The organism is Cytobacillus purgationiresistens, from assembly GCF_030813235.1.
GTDB classification, from domain to species: domain Bacteria; phylum Bacillota; class Bacilli; order Bacillales; family Cytobacillaceae; genus Cytobacillus; species Cytobacillus purgationiresistens.
Genome location: NZ_JAUSUB010000003.1, coordinates 243,697 through 263,223 on the forward strand (window position 1 = coordinate 243,697; position 19,527 = coordinate 263,223).

Below are 19,527 nucleotides of genomic sequence, written 5' to 3' on the forward strand. Positions count from 1 at the left end.
ATTTTTCTTCATATTAAGCGTCAGCTGATTCAGAAGAGTTGTCTTCTGTTTTTGTTTCTTTATTAGTGTCTGTGCCTGCATCGGTTTCGTCTTCGTCGCTAGGTGCAGAGTCTTCGTCTGTGCCTTTTTCGATTTCTGTTGCATCATCAGCAGGAAGTTTTTCTTCTTCGTCTACTAAATCAACTTCTTTCAAATCACCTAATGACTTATTAAAATAAGATTCTGGATTTACTGCTGTACCATCTTTACGTAATTCAAAATGGACATGTACACCAGCCTCTTCATTGATCATGCTTTTTCCTGCAGTCGCAATAGCTTGCCCTTGCTCTACACGATCACCAACCTTGACTTTCATCTCACTAACAGATTGATATCGACTGACAATACCCTCGTCATGCTCAACTTCAATCACATTTCCTAACAGCGAATCTTCTTCCACTTTCGTAACCGTACCGCTTAAAGAAGCTCGTACTTCAAATGGCTCGCCATCCTTAGTTGTAATATCAATACCTGTGTTCGGATGGAAGCTATTGTTGTAAAATACTAATGCAGCCTCTTGTTCTTTTTCGTCACCGTCATAGTCATAAAATGGTTTTTGAATCACAGCAGCATCTGGCTTTTCAACTGGCATTACAAAGTTTTCCAATGCTCTGTTTACTTCAAGTGCAGGTTCATCAACTTTACCTGGTACATCCGTGGCACTGCCATCAAAATTATTAGTGTCAATCGCACTGTTGTTGCCATTTTGGAACCATAGAACCGCACTAAGAATGATTGCTGCACTCGCGATGTAGATTGCTGGAAATGCCCAACGCTTTTTAAAGAAGCGTTTAAAACTGGATTCTTGAGAAGTCTTTTTTTCTTCCTCTCTCATTTTCATCACCTCTGCAATCAGTGTGAACAGATTAGAGAGATTATATACCTTTCCCGAAAAAATTTTTTTGGTTTATTTTTTGCAATCTAAAAAGAAATATACATATTTTCGTGAAATATTTTTGAAGAGACCGATGCAAGACCATTTTAAAGTGGATTTTACGCATTTCGCTATCATATTCCAGTTATTTGGCAAATGCAGCAGCAGCTCTCCAACATTGATCAATTGACAGCTTGATTAGAGATTCCCTGCATCTAGTAGAAATCACTTTCTTCTATATACTATTAGTAATTACCTTGTTAAACTACCGTACATTCTCCCATCCTTTCTACTAATTGAGCACCGATGTATGACGTAATAGATGAATTCACCTATACTTTGTCATCAATGTGGTTTAAGGACGTCACTAGAGTGGTTAAAAGGAAGGTAACTGAGGCTAGATTCTTTCCGAGGGGAGCTTTTGGATGGAGTTGCTAAGAAGTTATAATAGATCGCTCTTTTTTCAGAGTATAATGATTGGCTGTGAACTTGATCGTAAACCTAATACTGCAAGGTAAAATAAATGAATAAGTAGCGCAGTAAACCATTTTCTGCGTCATAAAATTCTTGGTTAGTAAACCCTTTCCCCGCGTAATAAGAAAAACAATTTTCACCTAACCATCCAAAAGTCTCGCAATCAAATTTAAAGACAAACAAAGAGAGGCATGTGAACACCTCTCTTTCCTTTATTTCTTCGCTGTTACCTTCGCCAGCATCGTATCGGATTTAGATATCTCTACACCTTTATAGTAGTGAGTGACGATTTCCTTGTAGTCTTTTCCTTCTTCAGCCATTCCGTTCGCGCCGTATTGGCTCATGCCTACACCGTGACCGTATCCTTTTGTTTGGATAATGATATCGTTCCCGCTACGCTTCCAATTAAAGTCTGTTGATTTAAGACCGAGTTTGTCTCTTATATCTACACCTTTTATCTTCGTGCCATTGATTTCAGCTCGCCCGACTCTGTTGCCGGCTGTTGTTTCGATAAAGCTGCCAACCTGATCGCCATCCGGTACTTTGACGCCAAGTCTTCTTTCAAAGTCTGAAATAGGAATGACTTTTTCATCCGTAAATTTAGGAGTGCCGATGTCCCAAGGGCTTTCTACACTTTCCAAGTAAGGGGCCGGACTGGTCCAGACAAATTCCGCATTTTCTGTATAGCCGTTACTTGTCGAAAAGAAGGCAGCTGTAATTGGCTGGCCATCGTAGGTTAAGATCTGCCCGCTTGTCTCGCGCACAGCCTCTGTGACTCTTTGAAGCTTCCAATCATAATCTTTCTTCCACTGCTTTTTTAATTCCGTTTTATTCTTATAAACCTGATGGGTTACTGTATCTGTAATCATCGCTCCCCCAGGCAGCTCAGTTTGCTTGTCATCCATAATATGCTTAGTGATATAGGTTCTTGCCGCAAGCGCCTGTGCCTTTAATGCTTCTTTTTCAAAATCTGCCGGCATTTCGGCGGATACTACACCTATTAAGTATTCCTCAAATGAAAGGGTTTCAACAGCCTTTGAACTCATCCTGAATACAGATACATCGATCGAAGGTTCTACTGATGGCGGTGCTGCTGCTTCTTGGTCTGGCTTTTCTTCTTTAACAGGCTTCACGCCGCTTGCCTTTTCATCCGAAAATGGCAGGACAAGGAGTGCCGGAATCAATAGTGTGATGGCAAATAGCAATGATGCAACTACGACGAGTGGTTTGAATTTTGTCATGTGTTAAGCCTCCATAATCAATCAGTCTCCTTCAATCTTATGGTTGGTCACCGTCGATTATGACAAAATTCTTCCCATAAAAAAAACCGCAAATTCTCCTCGTCCTCACATTGGACGATTTGCTTTTGCGGTATGCCTTTAATTAAGCATTCATGTCAGATATGAATTTTTCTTTCGTTGCTTCTTCTTCAACTTCAGTTACGCGCTCAATATCTGCACCGATAGAAGCAAGCTTTTCATGGAAATTTACATAGCCACGATCAAGATGCTTTAGTTCAGTAACGCGGGTGACTCCATCAGCAACAAGGCCTGTTAAAATCAATGCAGCAGCTGCACGCAGATCCGTTGCAGCAACTTCAGCCCCTTGAAGATTGGACGGTCCATTCATGATTACTGAACGTCCTTCGATTTTGATGTCTGCATTCATACGGCGGAATTCTTCCACATGCATGAAGCGGTTTTCAAAAACAGTTTCTGTAATGACACTTGTGCCCGATGCACGAAGTAATAGTGCCATCATTTGTGATTGCATATCAGTTGGGAAGCCTGGATGCGGCATTGTTTTAATATCAACAGCCTTCAGATTCTTCGGACCGATGACACGGATACCTTCAGCTTCTTCAATAAAGGTAACACCCATCTCTTCCATCTTTGCAATTAAAGATGTTGAATGCTCAGCTACAGCACCTTTTACAAGTACATCTCCGCCAGTAATCGCTGCGGCAACCATGAAAGAGCCCGCTTCAATGCGATCAGGGATGATGTGATGCTCTGCACCAAACAGTACATCTACACCTTCAATGCGGATCGTGCCAGTTCCAGCTCCGCTGACTTTTGCACCCATTTTATTCAAGAAATTAGCTAAATCAACTATTTCTGGTTCTTTTGCTACGTTCTCAATAACTGTTGTTCCGTTTGCAAGTGTAGCAGCCATCATGATATTTTCCGTTGCACCTACGCTAGGGAAATCTAGATAGATTTTTGCTCCATGCAAGCGGCCTTCTGGTGCTTCCGCTTCAATAAAGCCATTGCCAACCTTCACAGAGGCTCCCATTGCTTCAAAGCCCTTGAGATGCTGATCGATTGGACGCGAGCCAATTGCACAGCCACCTGGCAACGCTACTCTTGCTCTTCCATTTCTCGCTAATAGTGAACCCATTACTAAAACAGAAGCACGCATTTTACGCACATACTCAAAAGGCGCTTCTACCTTTAACTCTCTAGATGCATTTACGATTACTGTATTATTGTCAAACCCCACTTCGGCGTTTAAAAAACGTAATACTTCATTAATTGTATATACATCGGAGAGAGTTGGGACATCACGAATTACGCTTTTTCCATCACTTGCTAACAATGTTGCAGCGATTACCGGTAAAACAGCATTTTTTGCACCTTCAACTTTGACTGTACCGCTCAACCGATTTCCGCCGCGGACGATGATTTTTTCCAAAGTGTATTCCCCTCCGCGTCCATTTTCTCTATATTAATATTCAATCGTAATGATGGGTGTGCCGATAACAATAGTTGTCTTAGCGCCCAACCCTTCTTTTCTTAAACCAATTTGCAAATTCATATCCTTGCCGTTCGACTGTATGGACTCGGTAAACATCGGCGAAAACGCTGATGTTGACATAAAATGCTCTTCTTTTAATGCTTCTATCTCTTTCGCATTAAATGCTGTTAATAACTCGTTCATTTTATAAGGCATAGACTCATCCATCTTATCACTGAAAACGCCTTTGATACAAGAAAAAATTGTCGGATCCGCCAGAAAAATGTCAGATATGCGACTTTCAATGGTTTTGTATAAACCTTCTTGTATCTGCTCCTCCAACCCGGCACCTTCTGCCTCATAAATCAAATACGTTTGCATTTGGCCGTTTGTGGGGGTTGAAAGAATTTTTAATGATTCTGTCATATTTTGCTGCTCATTAAAAACCGCTACAGCCTCAAAGTGCCCGTTCGATTCATTGACCGTCCAATCCCATTGCGCAAAAGTGGTTTTTACATCATTAGTATATGCTTTAACCTCTTGAAGGGTTTTTAAATCTTCCACCTTTTCCCTTGCATGGACCGACCATCCCTGAATCATAATATTCTCGTTCTGTAAAACTTGGGCCATTTCTGAAAGAGTAAGCTCAGTTTGTGCTGCATTCGAATGATTGCCTAATTGAATCATTAAGATTCCGACAATGCCAATTATGGATAATAAAAATGAATGTTTTTTCATTTTTTTCTCCCTCCCTTAGTACCATTGTTACCAAAGTAGGGATGCGCATACTTGGGAATTGTCGTCACTTTTAGACAAGGATTTTGAAAGCTTAAAAACAATGTCCATCTTTGAAAAATTCTTCACATACTTATGTATGAATTCTCAATTTCAGACAGCAACATAATGCATTGTACTTAAAAACCAATGAAATGAAAACATGTACGAAGACCTATATTTACTGGAAGATTATATTTTGCAACATAAGAGGCAATTGCTGTGACCACAGAAGGTAATCTAAGAAAAAGTTGCTTACAATTGAACCGATTACAATAGATAGCAAAATATACAAAGCTCTTGCTTGCATCACATGGTTAGACTTAATTATTTTATCAATTCTTAAAGCTTGGAGCGCCCACCATGAGATGGCGATAAAAACAAGATGTGATAGGATGCCTAATAATGCTTCCTGACCGAAACTAGCTATCACATGACCCCTCCTAATATTGTCTAAAACTTCATCATTCTCATTTTAACCTATTGCATTCGAGAAAGATAGCGTACACATCTCATTCCCTTTGACGTATTCAATCACTCATAAGTTTCACTTAAATTCATTTTCGCAATTATTAGTTTTTATATTTTCTTTTAACGGCAAAAAAAAAGAAAGGGAAGCATTTCCCTCTCCTTTACCCATATTTTATTGAATGAAATCCTTAAACGATGAAAATTGTTCATGTAAAAAATCGAAAGCAATGTTGGGAAATATCCCTAAAATGACTGTCGCTGCCACACATATGATTATGACAATCCCTACAACAGGTGATAAGGGAAATTTCTTCGTACTTTCTGCCTGCCTGAAAAATATTTGCACCATTACACCAAAGTAATAAATATACGATATGACAGTTGTCGCTATCAGTAAACTTGCTAAAATATAATGCGCAGGATCGGTTGCGAGCGCGCCCATAAAGATATTCAGTTTACCGATAAAACCAGCAGTTCCCGGTATACCCGCTAATGATAGCAGCAGAATGGACATACTTACAGCTAGAAAAGGTGACCGGCGATATAAGCCGCCAAATTCATTAATGCTTTCTGAATCTGCACTTGCTGTAACAATTTGAATAATAGCGAATACCCCAAGTGTCATGAAAAGGTAGGCACCAAGGTAAAACCAAGTCGTTTCGACCAAGAACGGTGACATTGCTGTTACTGCGACTAGTAAATAACCGGCATGAGCGATACTTGAATAGGCAAACATCCGCTTGATATTTTTCTGTCTGAGAGCAATTACATTTCCGATGATCATTGTTGCCCCGGCAATGACCGCAAGATAATCCTGCAGACTTAGCATCAGACTTGTTGTGCCTGTTTGATCAGGGACATTAAAGAATATCGATAGCAGGATTCTTAGGATGATAATAAAGCCAGCAGTCTTAGAGACTACACTTAAAAATGCAGTAACAGGTAAAGGTGCGCCTTCGTACACATCAGGTGCCCACATATGAAAAGGAGCAGCTGCTATCTTAAAGGATAATCCAATCAAAATCATGAAAAAGGCCAATGCAAGTAAATATAGATGTTGATTATTAGTAATTGTCGGCAAGAATGCAGCCATTTCCTTTAAATTTGTCGTACCTGAAATGCCATACACATAACTCATCCCAAATAAGGTAATGGCTGTTGAAATGCCGCCATTGATCACGTATTTCATGGCTGATTCATTGGATGGAAGATGCTTTTTCCTTATGCCAGCCAATATATAGGAAGAAAGTGAAAGCAACTCTAACCCTATAAACAGAGTGATTAGGTCTCCGCTGGAGGACATAATTAATGCCCCTAGCAGGCCTGCCAGGAATAAGTAGTAAAATTCCCCGCGGTACTCATCGATCCTTTCCCTTGGTTCATATGATACAGCCAACATCATTACCAATGCTGCTCCAATCAGCAGCAATAATTTGAAGGCAATCGCAAAGGAATCCAGTCTGAATGTATCATATAAAATTGATTCAGGTGCAGAGCCAAGTAAAGTAAACACGGAAATGGTTGCAGCTAGAATTCCTGTTAAAGCAAGCCACCCAAGAATTCTCCGGTTTATTTTTCTAGGCATAAACAAATCAAGCAGTGAAAGAAGCGTGGCAAATCCAAGGATAATGAACTCCGGTGTCATGATACTCCAGTGATATGATAATAATGTCTCAAGATCCATCCTTCATCATCCTCCCATCCCCAGTAAGATTGTTTCAATAGTAGAAGTGAGCGACCCGCTTAGTATATTGGGGTAGACACCGATAAGGACGATTAGTCCGACCAGGATGGCTGCCGGTATGGCTTCAAGTGGCGCCACATCGTTAACCTCTGTATTTTCACGTTTTGCTTCTCCAAAGGTAATTGAAAGAACCGCTCTTAATAGATACGCAGCCGTCATAATAATCCCGAGGCAACCGATGGCAGCAAGGACTGGCATCTCCTTGAATAGTCCTAAAAACGCCATGAATTCACTGATGAAGCCGGACATTCCCGGTATCCCTAAGGATGCCAGCGCCGCTGTAAGAAGAATTCCGGCTGCAATCGGCATACTTTTTGCGAGTCCACTGATTTTTGCCATATCAGAAGTGCCATACCTCTCATGCACAATGCTCACAAGCAGAAATAATAAAGCAGCAATTAATCCATGTGAGACGACTTGAAAAATCGCACCCTGGATACCAGCAGCATTGAGTGCACCAAGACCTATCAGCACGACCCCCATATGAGAGATGGATGAATAGGCAAGCACCTTCTTGAAGTCTGTCTGTATGAAGGCGAGAAAGGCACCATACAATAAATTAATTACGCCTAAAACCGCAAGCCAGACTGCCAGCGATTGAAATTGATCAGGAAAGATACCCATCCCAAACTTAATCAACCCATACGCACCAATTTTCAAAAGAATGCCTGCATGCAGCATGACTATTGATGGCGGTGCCTGCACATGAACCTCTACCATCCAGCTATGCAAAGGAAAAATTGGCAGCTTTACACCGAAGGCAACGACCAGAGCAATAAGCAAGCCCATCTTAGTCCCGGCGGATACGACAAGATGGTCACTGTCAGACGCCATAATTGACATAATTGCCTCTATATTGGATGTTCCTGTCCTCGCATACAACACCATAATGACAATCAAAAGAATCGCTGACCCTAAACCGTTATAAACTAAAAACTTAAATGCCGCTTTTTCCTTTTCAAAATAGCCCCACTTTCCAATTAAGAAAAAGGTTGGAATCAATGTGATCTCAAAGAAGATAAAGAATAGAATTAAATTCTCTGCTGCAAACACACCCAACATTCCGATTTCAAGCAGAAGAAACAGCATAAAGTAGCCTTTCCATTCTTTTTTAATATGAATGGAAGCAATCGCAGCCAAGGTTGAAAGCAGTGCGGTCAACATCAACATGAGTAAAGAAAAGCCGTCTACCCCTAGCTCATAATCAATGGAATAAATTTTCCCTGCCATTTCTGGATTAACAAACTGCATCCAGCCTACTTTTTCAGCCAGCTCGCTAAGCTCTGCACCATTGCGATGGGCAATATAAGCAATGACCGTTAAAATAAGCGCTGGCAAGGTTGCCAGAAAACCAATGAGCTTAATGAAAGGCTCCTTTACCTTGGGGATAAATACCAAAACCAAAATACCGATGAGTGGGGAGAAAACTAATAATGATAGGTAATAAGGAAACATCATTTTAAGTACCCCCCTGTCACTGCAAAAAAGATAACTAATATCGCTAATCCTAAAAAGGCAACCGTTCCATATGTTTGCACCTGACCGCTTTGAAAGCGGGAACCAAGTTTGGACAGTCCAGAAATGATTCCTGCTACCATCTTCATTATGCCTTCCACAACAATCACTTCAATAAAATGAAGGATTCTACTAAAGGCTGTCGTTCCTTTTACTATAGTCATTTTATAAAATTCATCTATATAGTATTTGTTAGCGAGAATCCCATATACGGTAGGCACACCCGCTGAAAACCAATCTCTTGCAATCGTCTTCTTACCGTACATCAGCCAAGCTAAAAGAATACCTAAAAGGGATACTGCTGTGGCTACCACCATAATCCATGCAGGACCCTCCACATGACCGTGCCCGAGTGCTTGGTTGCCTTCTGTCAGCCAATCTCCTAGAAAAGTGCCAAACCATGGTGTATTCACATAACCGGCACCAATCGCAAGAACAGCTAAAATCAACATGGGTATAACCATCACACCAGGCGATTCTTTTACGTTTGCGGTCTTCCCTCTTGCTTCACCAGTGAAAACCATAAAGAACAGCCGAAACATATAAAAGGCGGTGAAAAAGGCAGCCACCACAGCTAGCCAGAATAAAAACGTATGGCCATGCACCCATGTTGATACGAGTATTTCATCTTTACTAAAGAAACCTGACAATAACGGTACACCGCTAATGGCTAATGTACCGATTAAGAACAGCGGTCCAGTCACCCTGAGCTTTTTCCATAGCCCGCCCATTTTCTCAATATCCTGTGTATGAACCGCATGAATGACACTTCCGGCTGCGAGAAAAAGCAGCGCTTTAAAAAAGGCATGTGTCATCAAATGGAAAACGCCTGCTACATAACCAGCCGATCCCAGTGCAAGCATCATAAACCCGAGCTGACTGACTGTTGAATAAGCTAGTACTCTCTTAATATCTTTTTGCACAATCCCGATACTCGCCGCAAAAATAGCCGTGAATGCCCCGATGATGGCAATTGTCATCATTGCCGTTTCACTGGCTGCAAATAATGGAAACATGGAAGCAACTAAGTAAACACCCGCGGCAACCATCGTCGCTGCATGGATTAAAGCGGATACCGGCGTCGGTCCTTCCATTGCATCTGGCAGCCAAGTATGGAGCGGGAATTGCCCCGACTTCCCAACTGCTCCGATAAAAATAAGCAGAGCGATCAGTGTGATCATCTGTTCGGAAATCATTCCGGCAGATACGGCTGCAAAAATCTCATCATATTCGAAGCTGCCCACTTGCCAGAATAAAAGAATCATGCCGATAAACAGCCCGACATCTCCAATACGCGTCATAATAAATGCTTTTTTTGCTGCTGCTTTTGCTTCTTCCTTATAAAAATAAAAGCCTATTAATAAGAAGGAACCTAGACCAACAAGCTCCCAAAAAATATACGTTTGCAATAGATTCGGTGAAAGAACGAGTCCGAGCATCGCAAAAGTAAATAATCCTAAATAAGCATAGAAAACAGATATTCGCCCATCTCCATGCATATAGCCTTTCGAATACATATGTACGAGGAAGCTGACGAGTGAGACAATCACTAGCATGAGTGCATTTAATTGATTCACTTCATAACCCGCTGTTAACTGATAATCCCCTATCGTCAGCCAAATGCCTTCCGCCTTATATGTTGGTGAGCCGAAGCGAGCAATGAGTACCAACAACGAAATAATAAAACTGGCAAAGGTGAGAAAAATGCCTATATACGCACTGACTGCTCTCAATCTTTTGCCAAAAACGATAAGGAATAAAAACGATAAAAGCGGGAATAGCGGTATGATCCATGCGTTCTCCATCATTTTCACTGGTCCCCTTTAGTGAATACGCCTCTATGTTTTAGCGTATTTATTAAAACCAATCCACACTGGCCTTTAGCATGTGTATCATGACTTTGTTACGTGATTACAACTAGTTTTTCAATGTATTAAATTCATCGATATTCACAGACTTGCGATTGCGATAAAGCGCAATGAGAATCGCTAGTCCAACAGCTGCCTCAGCAGCAGCAACTGCAATAGCAAAAAGGGCAAAAACCTGGCCATCTATCGAAGGAGCCATCCCCAGCTTGCTAAAGGCAACTAGATTGATATTGACTGCATTTAACATTAATTCAATAGAAATCAGCACGATGACCGTATTGCGTTTTGTCAGCGCACCGAATAATCCGATGCAAAAAAGAACAAGCGCTAATGTCAGATAAGCTGAAATTGGTACGGTACTCACTCCTTATCAGCCTCCTCTTGATCGTCTCGTTTAGCTAAAACAATCGCGCCAATTAATGCGACAAGTAATATCACCGATGTGAGTTCAAACGGAATGATATATTTGGAATAAAGTGCAATGCCAATTTGCTCCGTATTATTTTCATGCAGCGTATTAGCAGCCTGTGGGAAATCGACGTTATATACACCAATATAGAAGACAACTCCGAAACCAAGGACACCGAGAAAAAGAAGAATCTTTCGGAGGCGTCCTGTTTTTGGTTCACTCTCATCATTATGACGAGTGAGCATGATGCCAAATAACATGATGATCGTAACTGCACCTGAGTATATCAATATTTGGACAGCGGCAATAAATTCTGCTGAAAGAAGGACAAAGATGCCGGCAATGCTTACGAATGTGAATACGAGCGCAACCACCATATGGACAACTTTCGTTAAGTTAATCATCAGCACTCCGCCCATGACAGCAATGAGGGCAAGAAGCATGAATATAAGAAACTCGCCTGAAAAAATCATGCTTTATTCACCTTCCGCAAGTTCTCATCGTTTTCATCTAACCAGACTAAGTCTTTAAACAGCTCATCCCGACTGTATTCTGCCAGCTCAAAGTTGTTGGTCATAATAACTGCTTCTGTTGGACAAACCTCAGTGCATAAATCGCAAAGGATGCAAATCTCAAAATTAATATCATACGTTTCGATAATTTTTCCCCGTTTATTTGGATCAGGGTGTTTCTTTCCAGTCAATTGAATGCAGTCTGTCGGACATATATTTGCGCATTGATTACATACAATACACTTCTCTGGATAGAACTTTTGAATCCCGCGAAATCGATCAGGTAACGGCAAAGGTTCATGAGGATAATCATAGGTCAGCTTTTTCCGCGTTAAATTTTTCAGGGTATAGGTTAAGCCTTTCGCTAATCCAAGCATCGTTTTTCCACCCCTTTTTTTTAAAAAATATTAAGCAGTTCTTTAAGAATTGCTGTTAAAAAGATATTCGCCAAAGCTACTGGGAGCAGCACTTTCCAGCCAAACTCCATCAATTGATCGGCACGGATACGCGGGAACGTCACCCGGAACCAAATGAGAATAAAGATAACAACTGTAAACTTGAGGGCAAACCAGACCGCTCCTGGAATAAAACCTAAAAACGGCAGCGGCAGCCATCCGCCTAAGAAAATCACCGTAATAAGTGAGGCCATGGCAAACATATACACATATTCAGCAAGCATAAAGAATGCCCATCTAAACCCTGAATATTCAACATGAAACCCCGCTACAAGCTCCGATTCCGCTTCAGGCAAATCAAACGGCACCCGGTTTAGCTCCGCTACAGCTGCAATCAAAAAGACAATGAAGGCAATGGGCTGCCAAATGATAAACCAGCCATTCTTCTGTGCCTCGACGATATCATTTAAGTTGAGACTCCCAGTCAATAAAATGATCCCGATGACGGACATGACGAGTGGAATCTCATAGGAAATCATCTGTGCGGCTGCACGCATGCCTCCCATTAGTGCATATTTATTATTCGAAGCCCAGCCGCCTGTCACAATCCCTATCGTCGTTAATCCTGAGATAGCAATGTAATAGAGCAGGCCGACACCGATATCAGCAAAGTAAAATTTATCCGTAAATGGAATGACCGCTAATACCATAAACGCCGGTGTAAACGCTATGACTGGTGCAAGAATAAAAAGCGGCCGATCAGCAAGCTTTGGAATCGTGTCTTCCTTTATTAAAAGCTTTAAAACATCTGCGACAGTTTGCAGCAGTCCAAAGCGTCCACCAACTTGATTGGGCCCGTATCGAAGCTGCATAAATCCCATCACTTTACGCTCTGCTAAAATGGCATAAGTGACAAATCCTAATACGACAAACAATAAAACTACAGCGAGTAAAAAGAAGATGCCGAAGTTCAGCCAGCTTGCTTCAGCTGCCAATAACCCTTCCATCATCAGCCATCCACCTCCCCGAGGACAATATCAATCGCACCTAAAATGGCAATTAAATTCGCCATATTCTGTCCGACAAGAAGCTTTGGCAGGATTTGCAGGTTATAAAAGGAAGGTCTCCTAAACTTTAAGCGGTAGGGTTCCTTCTTCCCTTCACTTGCAATATAGCAGCCGATTTCTCCTCGTGGTGATTCAATTCTTACGAAGGCTTCCCCTTTTGGCGGTTTGATCACTTTAGGGACTTTTCCTAAAACGGCACCTTCGGATGGGAATTGCTCGACAGCTTGTTCGAGAATCTTTAACGATTCTCCAATTTCACTTAAGCGAACATGATATCTTGCCCACGCATCACCGCCATCCCTGATACAAACATCAAAATCAAACCGATCATAAATGGAATAGGGCTCCTCTTTACGCAGATCCCACTTTATACCTGTACAGCGAAGGTTGGCACCGCTTAATGAATAATTAAGGGCATCTTCCTTCGTATAGGTGCCGACTCCTTTCACACGATTCATAAAGATTTCATTGCCTGTTACCAGCTGGTCATATCCTTTCAGCTGTTCCCTCATATATGGTATAAACTCTCTTACCTTCTCAATCCATCCTTCTGGCGCATCCCATTTCACACCGCCAACTCTCATATAGTTAAAGGTCAATCGGCCACCTGATATTTCATTTAGCATGTTAATGATCATTTCCCGCTCTCTAAAGGCATAGAGGAATGGACTCGTTGCACCTAAATCCAGAAGATACGTGCCCCACCATACAAGATGACTTGCAATGCGGCCAAGTTCCATTGTGATGATGCGCAAATATTCAGCTCGTTCCGGGATCTCAAGGTCCATCATCGTTTCGACAGCATGGCAGAGCACATAATTATTCGTCATGGCTGCTAAGTAATCCATCCTGTCTGTATAAGGAATAATTTGCGTATATTGAAGATCTTCCGCAAGCTTTTCCGTTCCTCGATGTAAGTAGCCAATGACTGGCCTTGCTTCTGTAATGATTTCCCCGTCAATTTTTAAGACAAGGCGAAAAACACCATGTGTGCTTGGATGCTGAGGGCCTACATTTAATAGCATTTCTTCTGTTCTAATCACCCTGCTACACCTCCACATCATATGGTTCATAATCTTTACGGAGCGGATATCCTATCCAATCTTCACCTAACATGATTCGATGAAGATCAGGGTGGCCGTTAAAGCGAATTCCAAGTAAATCATACGCTTCACATTCCGGCCAATTGGCGCCAGCCCATAACGGCTGCAAGGAATCAATCTCCGGATTCTCCCGGGCAACCTTCACTTTCAATGCTAACGAGTGACGATTCTTATAGGAAAATAAATGCGTGTATATTTCCATATGCGTTTCAAAATCTGTTCCATGCAGCTCCGAGAGGAAGTCAAAGCTCAGCTGCTCATTATATTTCAGAAATTCCGCTAGCCTAAAGTAGGCTTCCGGCTTTGCAACCAGCGTCGGAACATCTTTCGAAAGCTCATTAATATAGGAATCTTCTAAAATAGATTTGCCTAAATGCTCTTCTATTATCTTTATATATTTATCAAGTACAGGCTGGTTTGGCGAGGGTTTCTTTTCCTCCTCTGATACAGCCGCGCTGTCCGCCCCAGAAGCTTTCCCCTTGGCTTTAGCTGCGGCGGCGGCTTTTGCTTTCGCAACTGCAATCGCCTTCGCTTTTTCATCACTTCCTCCAGCTGACTTTCCTTGTGCTGCGGCTTTCGCTTTGGCTGCTGCGGCGGCCTTCGCTTTTGCGGCTGCAATGGCTTTCGCTTTTTCAACGTCACCAGTGTCTGCAGATTGTTTCGCAAGTGCGGCAGTCTTTGCCCTAGCGGCTGCGGCGGCTTTTTGTTTAGCTATATCTATTGGTTCTTCTTCTGCGGAGACTTCTTCTGTGGTGGATTGTTCTTTTTCTTTCTTTTTGGCGAGTGCGGCGGCCTTCGCTTTTGCGGCTGCGGCGGCTTTTTGTTTGGCTATATCTATTGGTTCTTCTTCTGCGGAGACCTCTTCTGTGGTGGTTTGTTCTTTTTCTTTCTTTTTGGCAAGTGCGGCGGCCTTCGCTTTTGCGGCTGCGGCGGCTTTTTGTTTGGCTATATCCATTGGTTCTTCTTCTGCGGAGACTTCTTCTGTGGTGGATTGTTCTTTTTCTTTCTTTTTAGCGAGTGCGGCGGCCTTCGCTTTTGCGGCGGCCTCCTTTTTCAATTGTTCAAGATCTTTTTCCCCGTCCATCGATTAAATCACCTTCTTCCCAGTTTTCGCCTCATAACGGATTTTCTCTTTTAATTTATTCACTCCGTATATTAAAGCGGCTGGATTAGGTGGACAACCAGGTATGTATATATCCACTGGAACTACTTGATCAACACCTTTAACGACTGAATAAGATTTTACATACGGTCCCCCGGCAGTGGCACAGGAGCCCATTGCAATGACCCATTTAGGTTCAGGCATTTGATCATATAATCTTTTTACAACTGGTGCCATCTTCTTTGTGACTGTTCCTGAGACAATCATGACATCTGATTGGCGAGGAGATGTTCTGAAAAAGGAACCAAAGCGGTCAAGATCATAATGTGATGAGCCGACACCCATCATTTCAATCGCACAGCATGCGAGCCCAAAAGTCATCGGCCATAAAGAATTGCTTCTTGCCCAGCCTTTTAATTGCTCCAGCGTCGAGAGAAAAACATTTCGTTGCAGCTCTGCCATTTCTTCCTGTGTAATGTTCTCCAATTTCAATTCCATTTTAGCACCTTCTTCTTCCATGCATAGATGAGTCCAATCACTAGCATAAACACAAAAATCAGCATTTCAATTAAAGCGAATATCCCCAGTTTTTCATACACTACAGCCCACGGATAAAGAAACACGGTCTCAACGTCAAAAATGACGAACATGAGGGCAAAAATATAATAGCGCACAGTAAATTGCACCCTTGAATCATGAAACGGTTCAATCCCGCTTTCATAGGTCGTATATTTACTGTCGGCTGGTTTATAGGGACGGAGAAGTCTGCCCAAAAACAATGCAATGATCGGCAATAAAATCCCTAAACAGAGGAAGACTATAACAATTAAATAATTATTTTGATAAACGTTCCAAAGGTCCAAAATCATCTCCCCTATCAGAAGAATTAATATTCGAAATATTGTAAATGTAATCGGATTCATTATAGCATTATTATGTTTCTCTGTCGATAAGACGCAGCCTTTTTTTGGAAGACTGTTTAAAATCTGCTGCTCTAAATTATATGATTAGTTGTCCTCGATATATCCATTTTATTTAAAAGAGATTCAAAATTCCTATGTTCAAGGTTTTGAGTAGGAATTTTTTATAGATATGCGGTTCTGTTGATGATTTTTTTGTGGTAATTTGGATTGATCAGGGGCTTTTGAGGATTTATCGGCGATTTTAAGGATATTTCAGCGGTTTTTTCATTATATCAGCGGTTTTAGGGTTATATCAGCGATTTTTTCATTATATCGGCGGTTTTGAGGTTATATCAGCGATTTTTTCATTATATCGACGATTTTGAGGTTATATCAGCAATTTTTTCATTATACCGTCAATTCCGAAAATGTCTCTAAATTCCAGATCCAATCACTGAGCTTAACTAAATATTACATCCTCCAGCATTCCAAATACTTTTCCACATAAAAAACCCCTTGGCAAGGATGCCAAGGGGTTTTTTATGCTATATTAAACATTTCTCTCCGAAACATTTACACGGTTAACCGCACGTTGAAGCGCAAGTTCAGCACGACGGATATCAACGTTGTCACGTTTTTGGTCGTTAAGACGTTGTTCTGCACGCTCTCTTGCAAGCTTTGCACGCTCAAGATCAATCTCATTCGCTTGTTCAGCAGATTGAGCTAAAATCGTTACTTGGTCCGGACGTACTTCGAGGAAGCCACCGTTGACTGCGACGAAATCTGTTTGATCGCCGTTTTTCAGACGGACAGCTCCAATTTGTAACGGTGCAACCATAGGAACATGGCCAGCTAAAATACCAAGCTCTCCACTTTCAGCTTTAGTACTTACCATTTCCACATCTGCCTCATACACCGGGCCATCGGGAGTAACAACACTGACTTTAATCGTCTTCATTTTTTACCCTCCTGGTCCAGAATTAAACCTCTACGCCCATTTTCTTAGCGGACTCAACGACTTCTTCGATACGTCCTACTAGACGGAATGCATCTTCTGGTAAGTGGTCATATTTACCATCAAGGATTTCTTTGAAACCTTGAACTGTTTCTTTAACCGGTACATATGAACCTTTTTGACCAGTGAACTGTTCAGCCACGTGGAAGTTTTGAGATAAGAAGTTTTGGATACGACGTGCACGCGCTACTAGTAGCTTGTCATCGTCACCAAGCTCATCCATACCTAGGATGGCGATAATATCTTGTAATTCTCTGTAGCGTTGCAGAGTTTGTTGGACTTGACGAGCTACATTATAGTGATCTTCGCCAACAACCTCAGGTGATAACGCACGAGAAGTTGATGCTAATGGATCCACAGCTGGGTAGATACCCATTTCAGAAAGCTTACGCTCAAGGTTAGTTGTTGCATCAAGATGCGCGAAAGTTGTTGCTGGAGCCGGATCCGTATAGTCATCGGCTGGTACGTAAATTGCTTGGATAGATGTAACAGATCCTACATTTGTAGAAGTGATACGCTCTTGCAATTTACCCATTTCTGTAGCAAGTGTTGGTTGGTAACCAACGGCAGATGGCATACGGCCTAATAGGGCAGAAACCTCTGAACCTGCTTGTGTGAAACGGAAGATGTTATCCATGAAGAAAAGAACGTCTTGTCCTTGCTCATCACGGAAGTATTCTGACATAGTCAAACCAGTCAAGGCAACACGCATACGCGCTCCTGGCGGCTCATTCATTTGTCCGAATACCATTGCTGTTTTCTTGATAACGCCAGAATCAGTCATTTCATGATAAAGGTCATTACCTTCACGTGTACGCTCACCTACACCAGCGAATACAGAGATACCGCCGTGCTCTTGAGCGATGTTATTGATTAATTCCTGGATTAATACGGTTTTACCAACACCGGCACCACCGAATAGACCGATTTTACCACCTTTGATGTAAGGTGCAAGAAGGTCTACTACTTTAATTCCAGTTTCAAGAATTTCTATTTCTGTAGAAAGCTTTTCAAAAGTTGGTGCCTCTCTGTGGATAACGTCACGGCGAGCATCTGCTGCAATAGCTGGATCCAAGTCGATTGTTTCTCCTAGTACGTTGAATACACGTCCAAGAGTAATATCACCAACAGGTACAGAAATTGCTGCACCAGTGTCAATTACTTCACTACCACGTTGTAAGCCATCTGTTGTAGACATTGCAATCGCACGAACTGTATCATCACCTAAATGAAGGGCAACTTCTAGGGTTAAGTTGATGTTAACTTCAGATTCGTTACGCGCTTGGTTTACAATTGTCAATGCGTTATAGATTGCAGGAAGCTGTCCGCTTTCGAACTTTACGTCAACAACCGGACCCATAACTTGAAGAACGCGTCCTTTGTTCATCTTTTTCCCTCCTAATAAGAAAAGCGCAAGCGCCTTGATCACCCTCAAAGCATAAGACGAGCCTCACAAAAAAGGTGTTCTTTACCTTTCTGGGAGGCCTTCCCTAGACCATCGAGGGGGTAGGCGCTGGAGCTAGACATTTTTCTAATGAAAAATTAATTCTTTCTTATCTAATAAGAAATCCATTCGGCGGATGGCTCGGGCCAATCTCGCCTGAAATTAGTCAGTGCTAATTCCAATTATCTTAAAATGTCTGACAGAACACCCTACTCTAAAGCAGCTGCTCCACCGACGATTTCTGTAATTTCTTGGGTAATTGCTGCTTGACGTGCACGGTTGTAGCTTAGGCTCAATGAATTAATCAAATCGTTCGCGTTATCCGTTGCACTCTTCATAGCTGTCATCCTCGAAGCATGCTCACTTGCTTTACTATCAAGCAACGCTCCATAGATTAAGCTTTCAGCATACTGAGGCAGCAATACTTTTAAAATTTCTTCAGCGGATGGTTCAAACTCATAAGATGCAAGCTTATCAGAGCTAGAGATATCTGTAAGCGGAAGAATTTTCTTCGATGTAACATCTTGTTGAATCGCGCTGACATAGTGACTGTAATAAATAAATAATTCATCGAAAGTTTCATCAGAGAACATGCCAACTGTTTTGCTGGCGATATCTTTGATTTCCGCAAACGAAGGCTGATCAGCTACACCAACGATGTCAAGAATGACATTCATTCCTTTGCCTTTGAAAAAATCAAGGGCAGTACGGCCGACTGCAATAATTACAAATTCATCATTTGATTTATGGCGTTTTTGAATTGTTTGGTTTACTGCTCTTAAGATGCTGCTATTATAAGCTCCTGCAAGACCACGGTCAGATGTGATGACCACATAACCAGTCTTTTTCACAGGGCGGCTTACTAGCATCGGATGCGACGCATCGCTGCTTCCAAGTGCAATGGATGCAGTAACATCTTGAATTTTTTCCATGTAAGGAACAAATGCTTTTGCATTCATTTCTGCACGGGTCATTTTCGCAGCTGATACCATTTGCATTGCTTTTGTGATTTGGCTCGTTTTCTTCGTAGAAGTAATCCGATTTTTTATATCACGTAATGATGCCACAGGTTCTCACCACCCT

Annotated in this window: 19 protein-coding genes; all 19 read right to left on the minus strand. The window is 41.8% G+C overall.

Translation table 11 applies throughout. The annotated features are described in order from the left end of the window. Positions 1–13: 13 nt before the first annotated feature. Complete coding sequence (gene spoIIQ, locus J2S17_RS05330; RefSeq protein ID WP_307472642.1) at positions 14–874, minus strand: stage II sporulation protein SpoIIQ; 861 nt, start codon at positions 872–874, stop codon at positions 14–16. Positions 875–1,599: 725 nt separating this feature from the next. Further along, a complete protein-coding gene (gene spoIID, locus J2S17_RS05335; protein WP_307472644.1) occupies positions 1,600–2,628 on the minus strand; it encodes a stage II sporulation protein D in 1,029 nt (342 codons plus the stop codon). A gap of 142 nt (positions 2,629–2,770) precedes the next feature. Continuing rightward, on the minus strand, positions 2,771–4,081 hold the full coding sequence (gene murA, locus J2S17_RS05340; RefSeq protein ID WP_307472646.1) for a UDP-N-acetylglucosamine 1-carboxyvinyltransferase: 1,311 nt from the start codon (positions 4,079–4,081) through the stop codon (positions 2,771–2,773). Positions 4,082–4,114: 33 nt separating this feature from the next. Further along, the gene (locus J2S17_RS05345; protein WP_307472648.1) at positions 4,115–4,861 is read right to left on the minus strand and encodes a YwmB family TATA-box binding protein; all 747 of its coding nucleotides are present in this window, start codon (positions 4,859–4,861) and stop codon (positions 4,115–4,117) included. A gap of 217 nt (positions 4,862–5,078) precedes the next feature. Further along, positions 5,079–5,330 carry a DUF1146 family protein gene (locus J2S17_RS05350; RefSeq protein WP_307472650.1) on the minus strand — a complete coding sequence of 84 codons (252 nt, stop codon included), beginning with the start codon at positions 5,328–5,330 and terminating at the stop codon, positions 5,079–5,081. 210 nt (positions 5,331–5,540) lie between these two features. After that, positions 5,541–7,052 carry an NADH-quinone oxidoreductase subunit NuoN gene (gene nuoN, locus J2S17_RS05355; RefSeq protein WP_307472652.1) on the minus strand — a complete coding sequence of 504 codons (1,512 nt, stop codon included), beginning with the start codon at positions 7,050–7,052 and terminating at the stop codon, positions 5,541–5,543. A gap of 6 nt (positions 7,053–7,058) precedes the next feature. Next, positions 7,059–8,570 (minus strand): NADH-quinone oxidoreductase subunit M, encoded by a 1,512-nt coding sequence (locus J2S17_RS05360; RefSeq protein ID WP_307472654.1) that lies wholly within the window; start codon positions 8,568–8,570, stop codon positions 7,059–7,061. Beyond that, complete coding sequence (gene nuoL / locus J2S17_RS05365) at positions 8,567–10,435, minus strand: NADH-quinone oxidoreductase subunit L (RefSeq protein ID WP_307472656.1); 1,869 nt, start codon at positions 10,433–10,435, stop codon at positions 8,567–8,569. Before nuoL ends, J2S17_RS05360 begins: the two co-directional genes overlap by 4 nt. Positions 10,436–10,544: 109 nt before the next feature. Then, positions 10,545–10,859, minus strand: coding sequence for an NADH-quinone oxidoreductase subunit NuoK (gene nuoK, locus J2S17_RS05370; protein ID WP_307472658.1), 315 nt, complete (start codon positions 10,857–10,859; stop codon positions 10,545–10,547). Continuing rightward, positions 10,856–11,377 carry an NADH-quinone oxidoreductase subunit J gene (locus J2S17_RS05375; RefSeq protein ID WP_307472660.1) on the minus strand — a complete coding sequence of 174 codons (522 nt, stop codon included), beginning with the start codon at positions 11,375–11,377 and terminating at the stop codon, positions 10,856–10,858. The genes nuoK and J2S17_RS05375 overlap by 4 nt, the downstream gene beginning before the upstream one ends. Then, a complete protein-coding gene (nuoI, locus tag J2S17_RS05380; protein WP_307472662.1) occupies positions 11,374–11,793 on the minus strand; it encodes an NADH-quinone oxidoreductase subunit NuoI in 420 nt (139 codons plus the stop codon). The genes J2S17_RS05375 and nuoI overlap by 4 nt, the downstream gene beginning before the upstream one ends. A gap of 20 nt (positions 11,794–11,813) precedes the next feature. Beyond that, complete coding sequence (gene nuoH, locus J2S17_RS05385) at positions 11,814–12,821, minus strand: NADH-quinone oxidoreductase subunit NuoH (protein WP_307472664.1); 1,008 nt, start codon at positions 12,819–12,821, stop codon at positions 11,814–11,816. Next, positions 12,821–13,921, minus strand: coding sequence for an NADH-quinone oxidoreductase subunit D (locus J2S17_RS05390; protein ID WP_307472666.1), 1,101 nt, complete (start codon positions 13,919–13,921; stop codon positions 12,821–12,823). The genes nuoH and J2S17_RS05390 overlap by 1 nt, the downstream gene beginning before the upstream one ends. Positions 13,922–13,925: 4 nt before the next feature. Beyond that, positions 13,926–15,065: an NADH-quinone oxidoreductase subunit C gene (locus J2S17_RS05395; RefSeq protein WP_307472668.1), complete on the minus strand. Its 1,140-nt coding sequence runs from the start codon at positions 15,063–15,065 to the stop codon at positions 13,926–13,928. A 3-nt stretch (positions 15,066–15,068) separates the two neighbouring features. Continuing rightward, positions 15,069–15,581: a NuoB/complex I 20 kDa subunit family protein gene (locus tag J2S17_RS05400; RefSeq protein WP_307472669.1), complete on the minus strand. Its 513-nt coding sequence runs from the start codon at positions 15,579–15,581 to the stop codon at positions 15,069–15,071. Continuing rightward, positions 15,572–15,946, minus strand: coding sequence for an NADH-quinone oxidoreductase subunit A (locus J2S17_RS05405; protein ID WP_307472671.1), 375 nt, complete (start codon positions 15,944–15,946; stop codon positions 15,572–15,574). The genes J2S17_RS05400 and J2S17_RS05405 overlap by 10 nt, the downstream gene beginning before the upstream one ends. A gap of 589 nt (positions 15,947–16,535) precedes the next feature. Further along, on the minus strand, positions 16,536–16,943 hold the full coding sequence (locus tag J2S17_RS05410; RefSeq protein WP_307472673.1) for a F0F1 ATP synthase subunit epsilon: 408 nt from the start codon (positions 16,941–16,943) through the stop codon (positions 16,536–16,538). Between the two features lie 22 nt (positions 16,944–16,965). Continuing rightward, positions 16,966–18,387, minus strand: coding sequence for a F0F1 ATP synthase subunit beta (atpD, locus tag J2S17_RS05415; protein ID WP_307472675.1), 1,422 nt, complete (start codon positions 18,385–18,387; stop codon positions 16,966–16,968). A 266-nt stretch (positions 18,388–18,653) separates the two neighbouring features. Further along, positions 18,654–19,511, minus strand: coding sequence for a F0F1 ATP synthase subunit gamma (locus tag J2S17_RS05420; protein WP_307472676.1), 858 nt, complete (start codon positions 19,509–19,511; stop codon positions 18,654–18,656). Positions 19,512–19,527: the final 16 nt, after the last annotated feature.

What these genes read in the sequence shown, in the direction of transcription:
- spoIIQ (WP_307472642.1), bottom strand. Translation starts at nt 874, where the DNA reads ATGAGAGAGGAAGAAAAAAAGACTTCTCAAGAATCCAGTTTTAAACGC.
- spoIID (WP_307472644.1), bottom strand. Translation starts at nt 2,628, where the DNA reads ATGACAAAATTCAAACCACTCGTCGTAGTTGCATCATTGCTATTTGCC.
- J2S17_RS05345 (WP_307472648.1), bottom strand. Translation starts at nt 4,861, where the DNA reads ATGAAAAAACATTCATTTTTATTATCCATAATTGGCATTGTCGGAATC.
- nuoN (WP_307472652.1), bottom strand. Translation starts at nt 7,052, where the DNA reads ATGGATCTTGAGACATTATTATCATATCACTGGAGTATCATGACACCG.
- J2S17_RS05360 (WP_307472654.1), bottom strand. Translation starts at nt 8,570, where the DNA reads ATGATGTTTCCTTATTACCTATCATTATTAGTTTTCTCCCCACTCATC.
- nuoL (WP_307472656.1), bottom strand. Translation starts at nt 10,435, where the DNA reads ATGATGGAGAACGCATGGATCATACCGCTATTCCCGCTTTTATCGTTT.
- J2S17_RS05375 (WP_307472660.1), bottom strand. Translation starts at nt 11,377, where the DNA reads ATGATTTTTTCAGGCGAGTTTCTTATATTCATGCTTCTTGCCCTCATT.
- nuoI (WP_307472662.1), bottom strand. Translation starts at nt 11,793, where the DNA reads ATGCTTGGATTAGCGAAAGGCTTAACCTATACCCTGAAAAATTTAACG.
- nuoH (WP_307472664.1), bottom strand. Translation starts at nt 12,821, where the DNA reads ATGATGGAAGGGTTATTGGCAGCTGAAGCAAGCTGGCTGAACTTCGGC.
- J2S17_RS05395 (WP_307472668.1), bottom strand. Translation starts at nt 15,065, where the DNA reads ATGGACGGGGAAAAAGATCTTGAACAATTGAAAAAGGAGGCCGCCGCA.
- J2S17_RS05400 (WP_307472669.1), bottom strand. Translation starts at nt 15,581, where the DNA reads ATGGAATTGAAATTGGAGAACATTACACAGGAAGAAATGGCAGAGCTG.
- J2S17_RS05410 (WP_307472673.1), bottom strand. Translation starts at nt 16,943, where the DNA reads ATGAAGACGATTAAAGTCAGTGTTGTTACTCCCGATGGCCCGGTGTAT.
- atpD (WP_307472675.1), bottom strand. Translation starts at nt 18,387, where the DNA reads ATGAACAAAGGACGCGTTCTTCAAGTTATGGGTCCGGTTGTTGACGTA.